The sequence below is a fragment of the Pseudomonas sp. F2 genome (assembly GCF_057174385.1).
Genome location: NZ_CM169904.1, coordinates 5,101,690 through 5,117,339, shown reverse-complemented (window position 1 = coordinate 5,117,339; position 15,650 = coordinate 5,101,690). Strand labels below are relative to the sequence as shown.

The 15,650-nt window shown below is 60.7% G+C and carries 13 protein-coding genes and 2 tRNA genes; 5 read left to right on the top strand and 10 right to left on the bottom strand.

Annotation, left to right across the window (positions count from 1 at the left end; translation table 11 throughout):
• Positions 1–17: 17 nt before the first annotated feature.
• The 7 genes from dnaB to rnr all read right to left on the bottom strand — a co-directional run bounded on the left by dnaB (position 18) and on the right by rnr (position 7,321).
• Complete coding sequence (gene dnaB / locus AC193Q_RS23030; protein ID WP_041065665.1) at positions 18–1,415, bottom strand: replicative DNA helicase; 1,398 nt, start codon at positions 1,413–1,415, stop codon at positions 18–20.
• Between the two features lie 120 nt (positions 1,416–1,535).
• The gene (gene rplI, locus AC193Q_RS23025; protein ID WP_003186385.1) at positions 1,536–1,982 is read right to left on the bottom strand and encodes a 50S ribosomal protein L9; all 447 of its coding nucleotides are present in this window, start codon (positions 1,980–1,982) and stop codon (positions 1,536–1,538) included.
• Between the two features lie 19 nt (positions 1,983–2,001).
• Positions 2,002–2,895 (bottom strand): hypothetical protein, encoded by an 894-nt coding sequence (locus tag AC193Q_RS23020; RefSeq protein WP_047290989.1) that lies wholly within the window; start codon positions 2,893–2,895, stop codon positions 2,002–2,004.
• 36 nt (positions 2,896–2,931) lie between these two features.
• On the bottom strand, positions 2,932–3,162 hold the full coding sequence (gene rpsR, locus AC193Q_RS23015) for a 30S ribosomal protein S18 (protein ID WP_002551829.1): 231 nt from the start codon (positions 3,160–3,162) through the stop codon (positions 2,932–2,934).
• A 28-nt stretch (positions 3,163–3,190) separates the two neighbouring features.
• The gene (gene rpsF / locus AC193Q_RS23010) at positions 3,191–3,613 is read right to left on the bottom strand and encodes a 30S ribosomal protein S6 (protein ID WP_003221133.1); all 423 of its coding nucleotides are present in this window, start codon (positions 3,611–3,613) and stop codon (positions 3,191–3,193) included.
• A gap of 313 nt (positions 3,614–3,926) precedes the next feature.
• A complete protein-coding gene (gene rlmB / locus AC193Q_RS23005) occupies positions 3,927–4,691 on the bottom strand; it encodes a 23S rRNA (guanosine(2251)-2'-O)-methyltransferase RlmB (protein WP_047290988.1) in 765 nt (254 codons plus the stop codon).
• On the bottom strand, positions 4,688–7,321 hold the full coding sequence (rnr, locus tag AC193Q_RS23000) for a ribonuclease R (protein WP_095667684.1): 2,634 nt from the start codon (positions 7,319–7,321) through the stop codon (positions 4,688–4,690). Before rnr ends, rlmB begins: the two co-directional genes overlap by 4 nt.
• A 225-nt stretch (positions 7,322–7,546) precedes the next feature.
• Between rnr and AC193Q_RS22995 the strand changes: the two genes are divergently transcribed.
• The 5 genes from AC193Q_RS22995 to AC193Q_RS22975 all read left to right on the top strand — a co-directional run bounded on the left by AC193Q_RS22995 (position 7,547) and on the right by AC193Q_RS22975 (position 10,759).
• Positions 7,547–7,633, top strand: a tRNA-Leu gene (locus AC193Q_RS22995).
• Between the two features lie 181 nt (positions 7,634–7,814).
• Positions 7,815–7,901, top strand: a tRNA-Leu gene (locus AC193Q_RS22990).
• Positions 7,902–7,923: 22 nt separating this feature from the next.
• Complete coding sequence (locus tag AC193Q_RS22985) at positions 7,924–8,187, top strand: hypothetical protein (RefSeq protein ID WP_143519815.1); 264 nt, start codon at positions 7,924–7,926, stop codon at positions 8,185–8,187.
• Positions 8,184–9,194, top strand: coding sequence for an extracellular solute-binding protein (locus AC193Q_RS22980; protein WP_483878823.1), 1,011 nt, complete (start codon positions 8,184–8,186; stop codon positions 9,192–9,194). Before AC193Q_RS22985 ends, AC193Q_RS22980 begins: the two co-directional genes overlap by 4 nt.
• The gene (locus AC193Q_RS22975) at positions 9,194–10,759 is read left to right on the top strand and encodes an ABC transporter permease (RefSeq protein WP_483878822.1); all 1,566 of its coding nucleotides are present in this window, start codon (positions 9,194–9,196) and stop codon (positions 10,757–10,759) included. The genes AC193Q_RS22980 and AC193Q_RS22975 overlap by 1 nt, the downstream gene beginning before the upstream one ends.
• Positions 10,760–10,838: 79 nt before the next feature.
• Here the strand turns inward: AC193Q_RS22975 and AC193Q_RS22970 are convergent, their stop codons facing one another.
• The 3 genes from AC193Q_RS22970 to AC193Q_RS22960 form a co-directional block, all read right to left on the bottom strand.
• Positions 10,839–12,773, bottom strand: a complete 1,935-nt coding sequence (locus AC193Q_RS22970; protein ID WP_047290983.1) for a methyl-accepting chemotaxis protein — start codon at positions 12,771–12,773, stop codon at positions 10,839–10,841.
• Between the two features lie 139 nt (positions 12,774–12,912).
• Positions 12,913–14,202, bottom strand: coding sequence for an adenylosuccinate synthase (locus AC193Q_RS22965; protein WP_003221122.1), 1,290 nt, complete (start codon positions 14,200–14,202; stop codon positions 12,913–12,915).
• Between the two features lie 54 nt (positions 14,203–14,256).
• Entirely contained in the window at positions 14,257–15,444 is a 1,188-nt protein-coding gene (locus tag AC193Q_RS22960; protein WP_131670982.1) for an ATP phosphoribosyltransferase regulatory subunit, read from the bottom strand.
• Between the last annotated feature and the right edge of the window lie 206 nt (positions 15,445–15,650).

Sequence of the window (15,650 nt, the reverse complement as noted above, 5' to 3'; positions counted from 1 at the left end):
GCCACAGGTGCTCGACGTTACTCGTCGTCGTCGAAGTTGTAACTGCCCGGCGCGAGGTTTTCGAAGCGGGTGTACTTACCGATAAACGCCAGGCGAATAAAGCCGATCGGGCCGTTCCGCTGCTTGCCGATGATGATTTCGGCGATGCCCTTGTGCTCGGTTTCCGGGTGATACACCTCGTCCCGGTACACGAACATGATGACGTCGGCGTCCTGCTCGATCGCTCCGGATTCCCGCAAGTCGGAGTTCACCGGACGCTTGTTGGGACGTTGTTCCAGGGAGCGGTTGAGCTGCGACAGCGCCACCACCGGGCAGTTGAATTCCTTGGCCAGGGCTTTCAGAGATCGCGAGATTTCGGAAATTTCGTTGGTCCGGTTGTCGCCGCTGGAACCGGGAATCTGCATCAGCTGCAGGTAGTCGATCATGATCAGACCGATGTCGCCATGTTCGCGAACCAGGCGCCGGGTCCGCGCTCGCATTTCCGACGGGCTGATGCCGGCGGTATCGTCGATGAACAGCTTGCGGTCGTTGAGCAGATTGACCGCCGAGGTCAGGCGCGGCCAGTCGTCGTCTTCCAGCTGGCCGGAACGCACCTTGGTCTGATCGATACGCCCCAGGGACGAAAGCATACGCATGATCAGCGATTCGCCTGGCATCTCGAGGGAGTACACCAGCACCGCCTTGTCGCTGCGCAGTACGGCGTTTTCCACCAGGTTCATGGCGAAGGTGGTCTTACCCATCGACGGACGGCCGGCGACGATGATCAGGTCGGCCGGTTGCAGGCCGCTGGTCTTCTCGTCAAGGTCGGTATAACCGGTGGACAGGCCGGTGATCGAGTCGGCGGTGTTGAACAGGGTGTCGATGCGATCGATGGCCTTGGTCAACAGTTCGTTGACGCCCACCGGCCCGCCGGTCTTGGGGCGCGCCTCAGCGATCTGGAAGATCTGCCGTTCGGCCTCGTCGAGGATCTCTTCGGCGGTACGACCTTCGGGGTTGAAGGCGGCGTCGGCGATTTCGGTGCTGATGCCGATCAACTGGCGCAACGTCGCCCGCTGGCGAACGATCTGCGCATAGGCCTTGATGTTGGCGACGGACGGCGTGTTTTTCGCCAGCTCGCCAAGGTAACCGAGGCCGCCAACCTGGGACGTCTGACCTTCCTTGTCCAGTTGCTCGGCAAGGGTCACGACGTCGATCGGCATGTTCTGATCGGCCAGTTTGGCGATCGCACGGAAGATCAGGCGGTGGTCATGCCGGTAGAAATCGCCGTCGGAGACTTGATCGAGCACGCGTTCCCAGGCGTTGTTGTCCAGCATCAGACCACCGAGTACAGCCTGTTCGGCCTCGATGGAATGCGGCGGCACTTTCAGCGCGGCGGTTTGCAGATCGTATTGCTCAGGAGCGGTGATTTCGTTCATGGCCACTTGGAGTCAGGGTTGAAAACGGGAGTACCAGAAAGACAAAGGGCACGACCTGTAAACAGGATCGTGCCCGATGTTACCGGCTAGCACCCGAGGGTGCCAGCCGACAAGTATTGCTTAAGCTGCTACCACGACAACGCGTACGGTGGCTTCAACTTCGGCGTGCAGGTGCACAGCCACGTCGAATTCACCCACGTTGCGGATGGTGCCGTTCGGCAGACGAACTTCGCTTTTCGCCACTTCAACGCCGGAGGCGGTCAGTGCGTCAGCGATGTCGTGAGTACCGATCGAACCGAACAGCTTGCCTTCGTCGCCAGCGGTGGCAGTGATGGTCACTTCCAGCTCGGCCAGTTGGGCAGCACGGCTTTCAGCCGATGCTTTACGGTCTGCGGCGGCTTTTTCCAGCTCAGCGCGACGCTCTTCGAACGCAGCCAGGTTGGCAGCGGTCGCAGCGGTAGCTTTGCCGAAAGGCAGCAGGTAGTTACGGCCGTAACCGGCCTTAACGTTTACTTTGTCGCCCAGGTTGCCCAGGTTGGCGATTTTTTCCAGAAGGATCAGTTGCATGTGGAAATCCTCTTAACTTTTAACCTTCACCGTTCGCGTTATCGGTGCCTTTCGACACGTGACGACCGCGAAAATCAATCAGGCTGTCGACAATGGCCAGAACCACGAGCAACGGATAGAGCAGCTGCATGAACAACAGCAGCGTGACGTACAACCCCACCAGCCAGAAACCGGCCAGTCGCTTCTGCCCGACCAGCCCGTGAATCAGGGCCAGTCCGGCGAACACCAGCGGTACGCTGCACAACGGCGTCAACATGGCCATCTGTGCACCGAGATTCGGGCCCAGAAGCATCAACGCCAGCAACAACATCGCCGGCCCCAGCGGGATCCGGATGGCGCGAAACTCGCGACCAAAACCACCCGGGTTGTACAACAACGCCTGCCAATGACGCCCGATAATCAGGCTCAGCACGCTGACGATCTGCAACAACGCCGCAATCAGTCCGGTCAGGACCGGTGCAATCAGGGACGCGAAACGCGCTTGCTCATCGACCGACAATTGCTTGTAGGTTTCACCAAGAAGCGCCGGCATGACCTTTATCAAGGCCTGCGCGAGCATCTCGATCTGGGCCGCAAACGCTGCCCCGAGCACCACAGAAAACACCACTCCAATCACTACGCTGACCAGCAGCGTGCGGACCCAGGATTCGCTTGCGCGCAACACCAACGCAAGCCCCGAAGACCCCAGCAGCACCAGAAGTGCTCGCGGATCATCGGCATACAGCCACCAGATCAATGCCGGCAGCAGCCCCAAGGACAGGACGCCAATGGCATCCGTCAGTCCGCGCCGCAGAAGCACCAGGCTCCCGGCGGCAGCACCCAACCAATACAACAACGGCAATGTTGCACACCCGGCCACTACGAGAGTGGCCTGCATGCGGCCGCGCATGATGAACTCAGCTAAGGCACGCATGCATTCAATCCTTTGCTACTTGTCGACTGCCCGGTCTCAGCGGCCGTGGCTGTCGGTGTAGGCCAGCAGGGCCAGGAAGCGGGCGCGCTTGATAGCGGTGGCCAGCTGACGCTGATAACGAGCTTTGGTACCGGTGATGCGGCTTGGAACGATTTTGCCGGTCTCGGATACGTAGGCTTTCAGAGTGTTGAGATCTTTGTAATCGATCTCTTTCACGTCTTCAGCGGTGAAGCGGCAGAATTTACGACGACGGAAGAAACGTGCCATTTGATAGGCTCCTTAAAAGGTCCGTGGATTACTCGTCAGCGTTATCGCTGTTGTCGCTGTCATCACCCTCAACGCCATCAGCGTCGGAGTGCTCAGGACGGTCGCGACGCTCACGGCGCTCACTGCGGTTTTCTTCAGCCTTGAGCATCTCGGACTGGCCGGTAACGGCTTCGTCGCGACGGATGACCAGGTTACGGATCACAGCATCGTTGTAGCGGAAGTTGTCTTCCAGCTCGGCCAGGGCCTTGCCAGTGCACTCAACGTTCAGCATCACGTAGTGAGCCTTGTGAACATTGTTGATTGCGTAGGCCAGTTGACGACGGCCCCAGTCTTCCAGACGGTGGATTTTGCCGCCGTCTTCTTCGATCAGCTTGGTGTAACGCTCAACCATGCCGCCGACTTGCTCGCTCTGGTCAGGGTGGACCAGAAAGATGATTTCGTAATGACGCATGAATGCTCCTTACGGGTTGTAGCCTGCCGCTCAAAAACGGTCAGACAAGGAGTGAATGACACTTATGGACTTGCTGGCGCGGGGCACATGCGTGCCTGCCGTCACAGCAAGGGGCGCAATTGTAGAGAAGGGACTGCAGAGGTGCAAGGCAATTGGTGATTATTTGAACAATCACCGATCTTCGGCCTGACACAAAACACTGTGGGAGCGAGCCTGCTCGCGAATGCGATCTATCAGGCAACATTATTGTCGTCTGACACACCCCTTTCGCGAGCAGGCTCGCTCCCACATTTGAACCGATTTCAGCTCAAGATTACTTCTTCGCGGCAACTTTGGCCTTGGCGCCGCGTTGACGCTGCGCTTCGAACAGGCACACGCCGGTCGCCACGGACACATTAAGGCTGCTGACGCTGCCAGCCATCGGCAGGTTCACCAGATAGTCGCAGTGCTCGCGGGTCAGGCGACGCATGCCTTTGCCTTCGGCACCCATGATCAGGATGGTCGGGCCGGTCAGGTCCTGGTCATAAATGCTGACCTCGGCCTCCCCCGCCGTGCCGACCACCCACAGACCGCGTTGCTGGAGCTTTTCCAGAGTGCGCGCCAGGTTGGTCACCGCCACCAGCGGAATCACTTCTGCCGCGCCGCAGGCCACTTTGCGCACCACGGGCGTCAGGGTTGCCGACTTGTCCTTGGGCACGATCACCGCCAGCGCGCCGGCAGCATCCGCCGAACGCAGGCAGGCACCGAGGTTGTGCGGGTCGGTCACGCCGTCGAGCACCAGCAACAACGGTGCGCCTTCGGTGCGGTCGAGCAGTTCGTCGAGCATCGCCTCGCCCCAGACCTGGCTCGGGCTGACCTCCGCCACCACGCCCTGGTGCACGCCTTCAACCCAGGCGTCCATTTCGCGGCGCTCGGCCTGACCGATCTGCACACGATTTTCGTTGGCCAGTTCGATCAGGGTCTGCACGCGCGGATCATTGCGGCTTTCGGCCAGCCAGATCTGCTTGACGCGTTTCGGGTGGTGACGCAGCAACGCTTCTACCGCGTGAACGCCGTAGATTTTTTCCAACTGACTCATGACTTCGCCTTCGGTTTACGCGACCCGCCACTTTTGGCTGGAGCCGAACCCGCTTTTGGCGGGCCTTTACGGTGTTTGCTCGGTTTGGCTGGCTTGCCGCCGACGGCCTTGTCAGGCGTCGACCGTCCGGTCTTTCCCCCAGACGCCGCTTTACCACCGCTTTTGGCTTCGGCCAGCAAGGCCTTCTTCAACTCACGGCTTTTGCGCAGCTCGGCGTTTTTCGCCACGGCATCGCTCGGGCGATAGGCCTCGACAGCCTTTTCCTTGGCCGGACGACGGCTGGCGGTTTTCGCCGGAGCCTTGTCCTCCACAGCCTTGGTCGCAGCCGGAGCGGTACTTTCGCTACCGCGCTTCTTACGACCAATCGGCGCGCTGATGGTTTTTTCGGCCATCTCGAAGTCGATCTTGCGCTCGTCGAGGTCGACGCGCATCACGCGCACTTCAACGGTATCGCCGAGACGGAAACTGCGACCGGTGCGCTCGCCCGCGAGACGGTGATGCACAGGATCGAAGTGGTAGTAATCGCCCGGCAGCGCGGTGACGTGCACCAAGCCTTCGACATAGATGTCAGTCAGCTCGACGAACAGACCAAAACCGGTCACCGCCGTGATCACGCCCGGGAACGATTCGCCGACGCGATCCTTCATGAACTCGCACTTGAGCCAGTTCACCACGTCGCGGGTGGCCTCGTCGGCACGGCGCTCGCTCATCGAGCACTGCTCGCCGAGCTGTTCCAGTGCGGCTTCGTCGTATGGGTAGATACGCGCCTTCGGAATGGTCATCGCCCCGGCACGGCGAACGTGCGGCGTGTCCTGCTTCGAATGGATCACGCTGCGGATCGCGCGGTGCGTGAGCAGGTCCGGGTAACGACGGATCGGCGAGGTGAAGTGGGTGTAGGCCTCGTAATTCAGGCCGAAGTGACCTTCGTTCTGGGCGCTGTACACCGCCTGACTCAGGGAGCGCAGCATCACGGTCTGGATCAGATGAAAGTCCGGACGGTCCTTGATGCTCGCCAACAGAGCCTGATAGTCCTTCGGCGACGGTCCTTCCTTGCCTTTGTGCAGGGACAGGCCCAGCTCGCCGAGGAAGGCGCGCAGTTTTTCCAGACGCTCCGGTGGCGGGCCGTCGTGGACGCGGTACAGCGCAGGGATTTCGTGCTTCTTGAGGAATTCGGCAGTGGCCACGTTGGCCGCCAGCATGCATTCCTCGATCAGCTTGTGCGCATCGTTGCGGGTGGTCGGACGGATTTCGGCGATCTTGCGCTCGGAACCGAAGATGATCCGGGTTTCCTGCGTTTCGAAATCGATCGCGCCGCGCACGTGACGGGCAGCCAGCAACACTTTGTACAGCGCATAGAGCTGCTTGAGGTGCGGCACCACGTCGGTGTATTCGCCGCGAAGCTTGCGTGCTTCGGTGGCTTTCGGGGTTTCCAGCATCGCGCTGACCTTGTTGTAGGTCAGGCGGGCGTGGGAATGGATCACCGCTTCGTAGAAGCAGTAGTCGGTCATTTCGCCGGACTTGGAGATGGTCATCTCGCAAACCATGGCCAGACGGTCGACATGCGGGTTCAGCGAGCACAGGCCGTTGGACAGCTGCTCAGGCAGCATCGGCACCACGCGCTCGGGGAAGTACACCGAGTTGCCGCGCACCTGGGCTTCGTTGTCCAGCGCCGAACCGATCTTCACGTAGCTGGAAACGTCGGCAATCGCCACGTACAACTTCCAGCCACCGGAGAACAGACGCAGTTTGCCCGGTTTGGCTTCGCAGTAGACCGCGTCGTCGAAGTCGCGGGCATCTTCGCCGTCGATGGTGACGAACGGCAGATGGCGCAGATCGACACGCTTCTCTTTGTCTTTTTCTTCGACTTCAGGCTTGAGCTTGGCGGCTTCTTTCAGCACCGCTTCAGGCCAGACGTGCGGAATGTCGTAGGTACGCAGCGCGACATCGATTTCCATGCCCGGCGCCATGTAGTTGCCGACCACTTCGATCACATCGCCTTGAGGCTGGAAGCGCGGCGTCGGCCAGTGGGTGATTTTCACCTCGACGAACTGACCGATTTGCGCGTTGGCGTTGCGACCCGGAGTCACCAGCACTTCCTGCTGAATCTTCGGATTGTCGGCCACGACGAAACCGATGCCGCCTTCTTCGAAGTAGCGACCTACGATGCTCTCGTGGGCACGGGACACCACTTCGACGATCACGCCTTCCCGGCGACCGCGACGGTCGAGACCGGAAACCCGAGCCAGGGCACGGTCACCGTCGAACACCAGACGCATTTGCGCCGGGCTCATGAACAAATCGTCGCTGCCGTCGTCCGGCACCAGGAAGCCGAAGCCGTCACGGTGACCGCTGATGCGACCGAGGATCAGATCGAGCTTGTCTACCGGCGCATAGGTGCCACGGCGGGTGTAGATCAGTTGAGCGTCGCGCTCCATGGCGCGCAGGCGGCGGCGCAGGGCTTCGATCTGGTCTTCGGTGGTCAGACCAAACTCTTCGACCAGTTGCTCGCGGGCAGCAGGCGAACCCCGATCAGCAAGGTGCTGAAGGATCAGTTCGCGGCTGGGAATAGGGTTTTCATATTTTTCCGCTTCACGAGCGGCCTCGGGATCGAGGGACTGCCAATCGGCCATTAGAGAGTTTTCACCTTGTCTATATGCGGGTTAGTTTGGCATAGGCGTCATCAAACGGGAAATTTCCGACTCTATAAGGCCCTTCTGAAGCCTTGTATCGACGCCTGAAAGCCCTTTTGAACACCGCCGGTAAAAAAAATCATTTTTTTTGCTGCCGGGGGTTTACAGTTAAAAAGGCGCTCCGTATAGTGCGCGCCATCGACGACGTACACACGTTGACGAGATGCCCAGGTGGTGAAATTGGTAGACACGCCAGCTTCAGGTGCTGGTGACCTTACGGTCGTGGAAGTTCGAGTCTTCTCCTGGGCACCAATTTCGAGTTTGAGACTAGAACAGTTTCAAGACTCATACAAAAACCCGCGAAAGCGGGTTTTTTGCATTCCGGGGAACGGTTTTGTCAAACCCGATTAATTAAAATTAAATCAGGGGTTTACAGATCAAAAAGCGCTCCGTATAGTGCGCCACATCAACAGCGGCAACGCTCGCGATGAATGCCCAGATGGTGAAATTGGTAGACACGCCAGCTTCAGGTGCTGGTGACCTTACGGTCGTGGAAGTTCGAGTCTTCTTCTGGGCACCAATTCAAACTCAAGGTTACGACGTTGAGTTTCCAAAAAACCCGCGAAAGCGGGTTTTTGCGTTTCTGGCATTTGAAAACTTGCGCCCCGACCCTGCAGGAGCTGCCGAAGGCTGCGATCTTTGCTTTTAAAAAAAGATCAAAAGATCGCAGCCTTCGGCAGCTCCTACATTTCTGCGAATGCGCCGTACCAGAGCTGGCGGCAGCCCGCAAGGCGCACTTGAGAAACAATATCGTTTATCATTGTTGCAAGTTTTTGCAATGCGACAGTGAGGAACCCTGCGAATGATGTTTCGAAATACCCTGCGCCGCGGCTTGACCTTCACCCTGCTCGGCCTGGCACTCGCCACTCCCCTCACCCAGGCAGCCGATGCGGTTTCCCTGACACTCTACAACGGTCAACACAAGGAAGTCGGCGATGCGATCGCCAAGGCTTTCGAAGCCAAGACCGGCATTCACGTCAATGTACGCAAAGGCAGCAGCAACCAGCTCGCCAGCCAGGTCATCGAAGAAGGCGACCGCTCCCCCGCCGACGTGATCTACACCGAAGAATCCCCACCACTGAACAACCTCGGCGAGCAAGGCCTGCTGGCCAAGACCGATGACGCCACGCTGGCCGTGCTGCCGAAAGAATACGTTGCCGGCAACGGCACCTGGATCGGTGTCACCGCGCGGGTTCGCGTGGTTGCCTACAACCCGAAACTGGTCGACGAAAAAGACCTGCCGAAGTCGGTGATGGAATTCTCCGATCCGAAGTGGCAAGGCAAAGTCGGCTTCGTCCCGACCAGCGGCGCCTTTCAAGAACAGGCCGTGGCAATCATCAAGATGCACGGTCGCGGCGCCGCCGAAGAATGGCTGACCGGCCTGCGCGCTTTCGGCAAGACCTACAGCAACAACATGGTCGCCCTCAAAGCTGTGGAAAACGGTGAAGTTGCTACCGTGCTGGTGAACAATTACTACTGGTTCGCCCTGCAGCGCGAGAAAGGCAAACTCGACTCGAAACTGCATTACTTCACCGGCGGCGATGTCGGCGGACTGATTACCGTGTCCAGTGCTGCCGTGCTGAAATCCAGCAAACATCCAAAAGAAGCTCAGCAATTCCTTGCCTACATGGCCAGCGAAGAGGGTCAGCGCGTGATCACCCAGACCACCGCCGAATACCCGCTGCACAAGGGCATGGAATCGGATCGCGGCCTCAAGCCATTCAGCGAATTGCAAGCGCCGAACGTGACCCCGGCCGATTTGGGCAACGCTGAGGAAGCCCTGGAGCTGGAACGTGAAGTTGGCCTGAACTGATGGCCGCATCGTTATCTGCCCCCGCCGCGCGCGGGGGTTACGTGCCACGCCGCAAGCGGCCATCGATCTGGCTGGTGCTGCCGGTTTTACTACTGGTGGTGCTGAGCCTGTTGCCGCTGGCCTATGTCGGGCTCAAAGCCTGGCAGGCCGGCTGGGCCGAGGCGCTGCACTTGCTGTGGCGCCCGTATGTGTTTGGCCTGCTGCGCAACACGCTGGCGTTGATGGTTGGCGTGACGCTGACGTGCGGCGTGATCGGCCTGTCACTGGCGTGGCTGCTGGAGCGCAGCAATCTGCCGGGACGACGCCTGTGGGGCGTGATTCTGTGCCTGCCGTTCGCGGTGCCGGCGTTCGTCAGCAGCTTTACCTGGGTATCGTTGAGCGCGCAGTTCGAGGGCCTCGGCGGGGCGATTCTGGTGATGAGCCTGTCGAAGTATCCGCTGATCTTTCTGCCGGTCGCGGCAACCCTGCGCAACCTTGATCCGTCCCTTGAAGAATCGGCTCGCACCTTGGGACAGAACCGCTGGGGCGTGTTTTTCCGCGTCACTCTGCCGTTGCTCTGGCCATCGCTGCTGGCCGGTTCGCTGCTGATTGCCCTGCACATGCTGGTCGAGTTCGGCGCGCTGTCGATCATCGGCCTGCAAACCTTCACCACCGCGATCTATCAGCAATTCGAACTGGAATTCAGCAACGCCAACGCGGCAATGCTGTCGGCAGTGTTGCTCGCCTTGTGTCTGATGCTGCTGTGGCTGGAGCTGCGTGCCCGCGGCAAAGGTCGCCATGTACGCACTGGCCAGGGCGCGGCACGTCAGGCCGAACAAGTGCGATTGGGGCCGTGGGCTATTGTCGGTCAGTTGTATTGCCTGTTGCTGGCGATTGTCGGCAGTGGAATTCCGCTGGGCATGCTCGCGTACTGGCTGGCGGTTGGCTCATCGGCAGCCTTCCCGGTCGCAGCGATCACAGAGGCGCTGCTGTCTTCGCTGGCCTTGTCGCTCGGTGGCGCGGCGCTGTGCCTGCTGCTGGCGGTGCCGGTCGGACTGCTGGTGGTGCGTTACAAGGGCCAACTGGCGCTCTGGGCCGAGCGCTTGCCGTATCTGCTCCACGCCTTACCGGGCCTGGTGATTGCGTTGACGCTGGTGTATTTCGCCCTGCATTACGTGCCGGCGTTGTACCAGACGTCGGCGCTGCTGCTGATCGCCTATGCGCTGCTGTTCCTGCCGCTGGCGCAGGCGCCAATTCGCACAGCACTGAACAAGGCTGCGCCGCAGTTGGAAGAAGCGGCACGCACGCTGGGCGCATCGTCGTTCACCGCGTTTTGCCGGGTGACCCTGCCGATCATTTTCCCGGCACTGGGCGCGGCGTTTGCGCTGGTGTTTCTGGATGCGATGAAGGAACTGACGGCGACGCTGCTGCTGAGCCCTACCGGGCTTAACACGCTGGCGACCGAGGTCTGGGCGCATACGGCGAATGTCGAATTTGCGGCGGCTGCGCCTTATGCGGCGCTGTTGATTGTGGTGTCGGGGTTGCCGGTGTATCTGCTGACGACCCGTATGTACCTGAGCCGCTAAAAGATCGCAGCCTGCGGCAGCTCCTACAGGGAAATGCAAATCCCCATGTAGGAGCTGCCGCAGGCTGCGATCTTTTGATTTAAGCCCTGAACTGTCCGAGGCTGGCCTTCAACTGCGCCGCCAACCCATCCAGCACCTTGCCACTGGCCGTGGTTTCCACCACCGCTTGCGCCGCTTTCTCGGCCTGGGCATGAATCGTCTCGACCCGCCCGCGCACTGCCTGCGCGCCCTGCGCCTGATGCGCCGCCGCCTGCGTCGCCAGACCAATCGCCGCGTGCACCTGCTCGACCGATGCCTGCACTGACTGCTGCAACCGTGCGCTGTCGCGTAACACCAGCAACCCTTCGCTGGCCTGCCGCCCGGCCTGACCAATCGCCTCGACCGCCTCACGCGCGCCTTGCTGCAACGCGACGATGTGCGCCTGGATATCGCCCGTCGAGCTTTGCGTCTTGCTCGCCAAGGCGCGCACTTCATCCGCAACCACCGCAAAACCGCGCCCGGTCTCACCGGCCCGCGCCGCTTCGATCGCCGCGTTCAAGGCCAACAGGTTGGTCTGCTCGGCGATGCCGTGAATCACCGTCAACACCACTTCAATCTGTTCGCTCTGCTGCGCCAGTCGCTCGATGACTTTCGCCCCGGTGTCGACCTGCCCGGCCAGCGCCTCGATCAAACTGCCGACCTTCGCCGAGGTGCGAGTGTTTTCATCGGTGGCTTGGCGAATATCCACCACCTGCTTCAACGCCGCCTGCATGGCGTGGCTTTCCGATTGTGCTTCGTCGGCCATCTGCGACAGCGCGCGCAGGCTCTCCGCCACTTCATCACGCTGCATCCCGGCCGCGGCATCGGCACCGGCGTTGCGCAGGGTCATCGCACCGATCTCCACGCCGGTACGCTGGGCCACATCGCCCGCCTCGCGCACGATCGGCTGCAACTTATCCACAAAGCGATTGACTGCCGAGGCCATGTCGCCGATCTCGTCCTTGCTGTTGATCTGCACGCGCTTGGTCAGGTCGCCCTCGCCCGCCGCCAGATCGTCCATCGCTGCGTTGAGCATTTTCAGACGATTGACCACTCGATGCCCGAGCACCACCGCCAGCAACAGCAACACGCCGCAACCGACCAGCGCCAGGCCCATGCCGATCCGCCAGCGCAAGGTCGCGGCGGCATCCTGCACGGTGCTGCTGGTATTGGCTTTCATTTCGGCAGCGGTGGATTGCGCCGACTGCAGGCGTGCCTGCATCGCAGTCGCGCTGTCCGCTGCTGCGCCTTTGAGGCTGTCGCCCACCAGTTGATCACTGCTGGCGATCAGCGCCGAGAAGCGCTGGTCGAGCGCCGCCAGATCGGTTTCCACCGACGCGGTCGAGACGCCCATCAGCACTCTGCCGATTTCCACGCCGTTAGGGTTGATCGACGCTTCGAGGTAGTAGACCGACGGATCGTTCTTCGCCGCGTCCAGCACCTTGTCCAGCGCACGCTCGCCCTGGCCTTTTTCCAGCAGGGCTTTGTTGATCGGGTTTTCGCGATTGAGATAACGCGTCAGGTGTTGTCCGGTGGCGTCGTCGTAAACCACGAACAGCACGTTGGGATTGCGCTGGGCGCGGCGGGCGAATTCCGACAGGGTCGGCACGTCGCTGTCCCACATGGCGCGTGGCGCCACTGAGGCGAGCAACTGGGCCATGTCATTGGCCGAATCCTTCAGGTCTTTTTCCAGCGTCGCACGCAGTTGTGCCTGCTCATCCTTCAGACGCGCGGACAGACCAGCGGTCAGACGTTGCCGGGTACTTGAGGAAAGGTTGTCGAGGCTGGAGGTGACTTCACGCCCGGCCTGCTCCAGCTCGCTTGAAAGCTTCTGGCTATCAGCACCCAGACGAGTGCCGAGGTCGGCTTCCAGCGCCGTGACCGTGCTTCGTGTCAGGGCGACTGCCACCAGCACTTGCACCAAAAGGGCGATACCAAGGGTAACGAACACGGGCCGCAACAAACGGCTTTGTAACAGTGAGAGAACGGCCGACACTGTGAATCCCTCTACGTCTGACGCCATTAATTTGATGGCACTCTTGTAGGAAGATTTACAGCAAAGGTCATGCCGTCCAACAGGCATAAACGACAAAGGCCCCGATGAAGGGGCCTTTGTTTTTTACATCAACGACTTATCAAGCGAACGGATGACGCAGAACGATGGTTTCGTTGCGATCCGGCCCCGTCGAAATAATGTCGATCGGCGCGCCGATCAACTCTTCAACGCGTTTGATGTAGGCACGAGCGTTAGCTGGCAGCTCTTCCAGGGTTTTGGCACCCACGGTCGATTCGGTCCAGCCCGGCACTTCTTCGTACACAGGCTGCAGGCCCACGTAGCTGTCAGCGTCGGTCGGCGCTACGGCATTGCCTTGCGCGTCCTTGTAGCCGGTGCAGATGTTGATGGTTTCCAGACCATCGAGGACGTCCAGCTTGGTCAGGCAGATGCCCGAGATGCTGTTCACATCGATAGCGCGACGCAGGATGACGGCGTCGAACCAGCCGCAACGACGAGCACGGCCGGTGGTCGCGCCGAACTCGTGACCTTGCTTGGCCAGGTGCGCACCCACGTCGTCGAACAGCTCAGTCGGGAATGGACCCGAACCGACGCGAGTGGTGTAAGCCTTGGTGATGCCCAGGATGTAGTCGAGGAACATCGGGCCAACGCCCGAACCGGTCGCCACGCCACCGGCGGTGGTGTTGGAACTGGTCACGTACGGGTAGGTACCGTGGTCGATGTCGAGCAGCGAACCCTGGGCACCTTCGAACATGATGTCCTTGCCGGCGCGACGCAGATCGTGCAGCTCGGCAGTCACATCGAGCATCAGCGGCTTGAGCAGCTCGGCGTATTCCTTGCACTCGGCCAGGGTCTTTTCGAACTCGATAGCCGGCTCTTTGTAGTAACCGACCAGCATGAAGTTGTGGTAATCCACCAGTTCACGCAGCTTGTCTTCGAAACGCGGCATGTTCAGCAGGTCGCCGACACGCAGGCCACGGCGGGCAACCTTGTCTTCGTAAGCCGGGCCGATGCCGCGACCGGTGGTACCGATCTTCAGCTCGCCACGGGCTTTTTCACGGGCCTGGTCCAGCGCCACGTGGAAGGACAGGATCAGCGGGCAGGACGGGCTGATACGCAGGCGCTCGCGCACCGGTACGCCTTTCTCTTCCAGCTTGGTGATCTCACGCAGCAGGGCGTCAGGTGCAACCACCACGCCGTTGCCGATCAGGCACTGCACGCCTTCGCGCAGCACGCCCGACGGGATCAGGTGCAAGACGGTTTTCTCGCCGTCGATCACCAGGGTGTGGCCAGCGTTGTGACCACCTTGGTAGCGCACTACGGCGGCAGCATGTTCGGTCAGCAGATCAACGATCTTGCCTTTGCCCTCATCACCCCATTGGGTGCCCAGGACTACGACATTCTTACCCATAACACTTGTCCTCATTCGCGCAAACTTGGTGCCGGCGATGGCCGGCAGGAAAACTCAAGAAGCCAGTGGCGATACTTGCCAAAGCCCGTTCTGCTGAATCAATTGCCGGTCGCAGTCCGCATCACGGGCGGCGGCCAAAGGTTGTCCAGGCAAGGCCTGAACGACACGCTGACCCTCACTGCGCAACTGGCAAACCTGCTGCCAGAGTGCCGCATCCGTACTGTCAGGCATCCAGATACCGCCAGACGGTAGCTCGATCTCAGCACGCCCCAGGGTCACCAGGGTTTTCAAATCGGTAGAGAAGCCGGTCGCCGGACGGGCGCGACCGAAGTCGGCGCCGATGTCGTCGTAACGACCGCCCTGAGCGATGGACTGACCCACGCCCGGGACAAACACCGCGAACACCACACCGGTGTGGTAGTGGTAGCCGCGCAGCTCGCCCAGATCGAAGTACAGCGGCAGATCCGGGAAGCGCGTCGCCAGACGCTCGGCGATTGCCAGCAAATCTTCCAGCGCATCCAGAACCGGCGCCGGGGCATTGGCCAGACGCTCACGGGCAGCGCTCAGTACTTCCCGGCCACCACACAGGTCGACCAGCGCCCGCAGCATGCCGGACAGATCGGCCGGCAGGCCTTCGGTCAAGGTAATGACCTCGTCGATGGCCTTGCGTTGCAACGCATCGAACAACTGCTGCTCAACCTCACCCGACAGACCGGCGGCACGCGCCAGACCACGGTAGATGCCGACATGGCCAAGGTCCATGTGCACATCCGGCACATCGGCCAGTTGCAGCATGGCCAGCATCAGGCTAATGACTTCAACGTCACTGCTCGGGCTGGCGTCGCCGTACAACTCGGCACCCAGTTGAATCGGGCTGCGCGAGGACGACAGCGCACGCGGCTGGGCATGCAACACGCTGCCGGCGTAGCACAAGCGGCTAGGGCCTTCGCGACGCAGGGTATGCGCATCGATGCGCGCCACTTGCGGCGTGATGTCGGCGCGGAAACCCATCTGCCGACCCGACTGTGGGTCGATGACCTTGAAGGTACGCAGATCCAGGTCCTGGCCCGCACCGGTCAGCAGGGATTCCAGGTACTCGATATGGGGAGTCACGACAAACTCGTAACCCCAGCTCTGGAACAGATCCAACACCTGACGACGCGCGACTTCAATGCGCGCCGCTTCCGGTGGCAGTACTTCTTCGATGCCATCTGGCAGCAGCCAGCGGTCTACCGTTGCCATTACGCCATTCCCCTTTGATCCGGGCGGCCAGCCTGCGGGCGAGCCTTGAGTGAAGCAGAAAATGACCAAACCGTTCAAAACGCACGCGCATGAACGACGCGGCGAAAGGCCTGTTACCGGCTTCGCCCATCACTTTCCTCGAAAAACGCTCGGGCCATTCAACCCGATGCCTGCAACAAAAAACAGCAATCAAACGTGCAGACGCA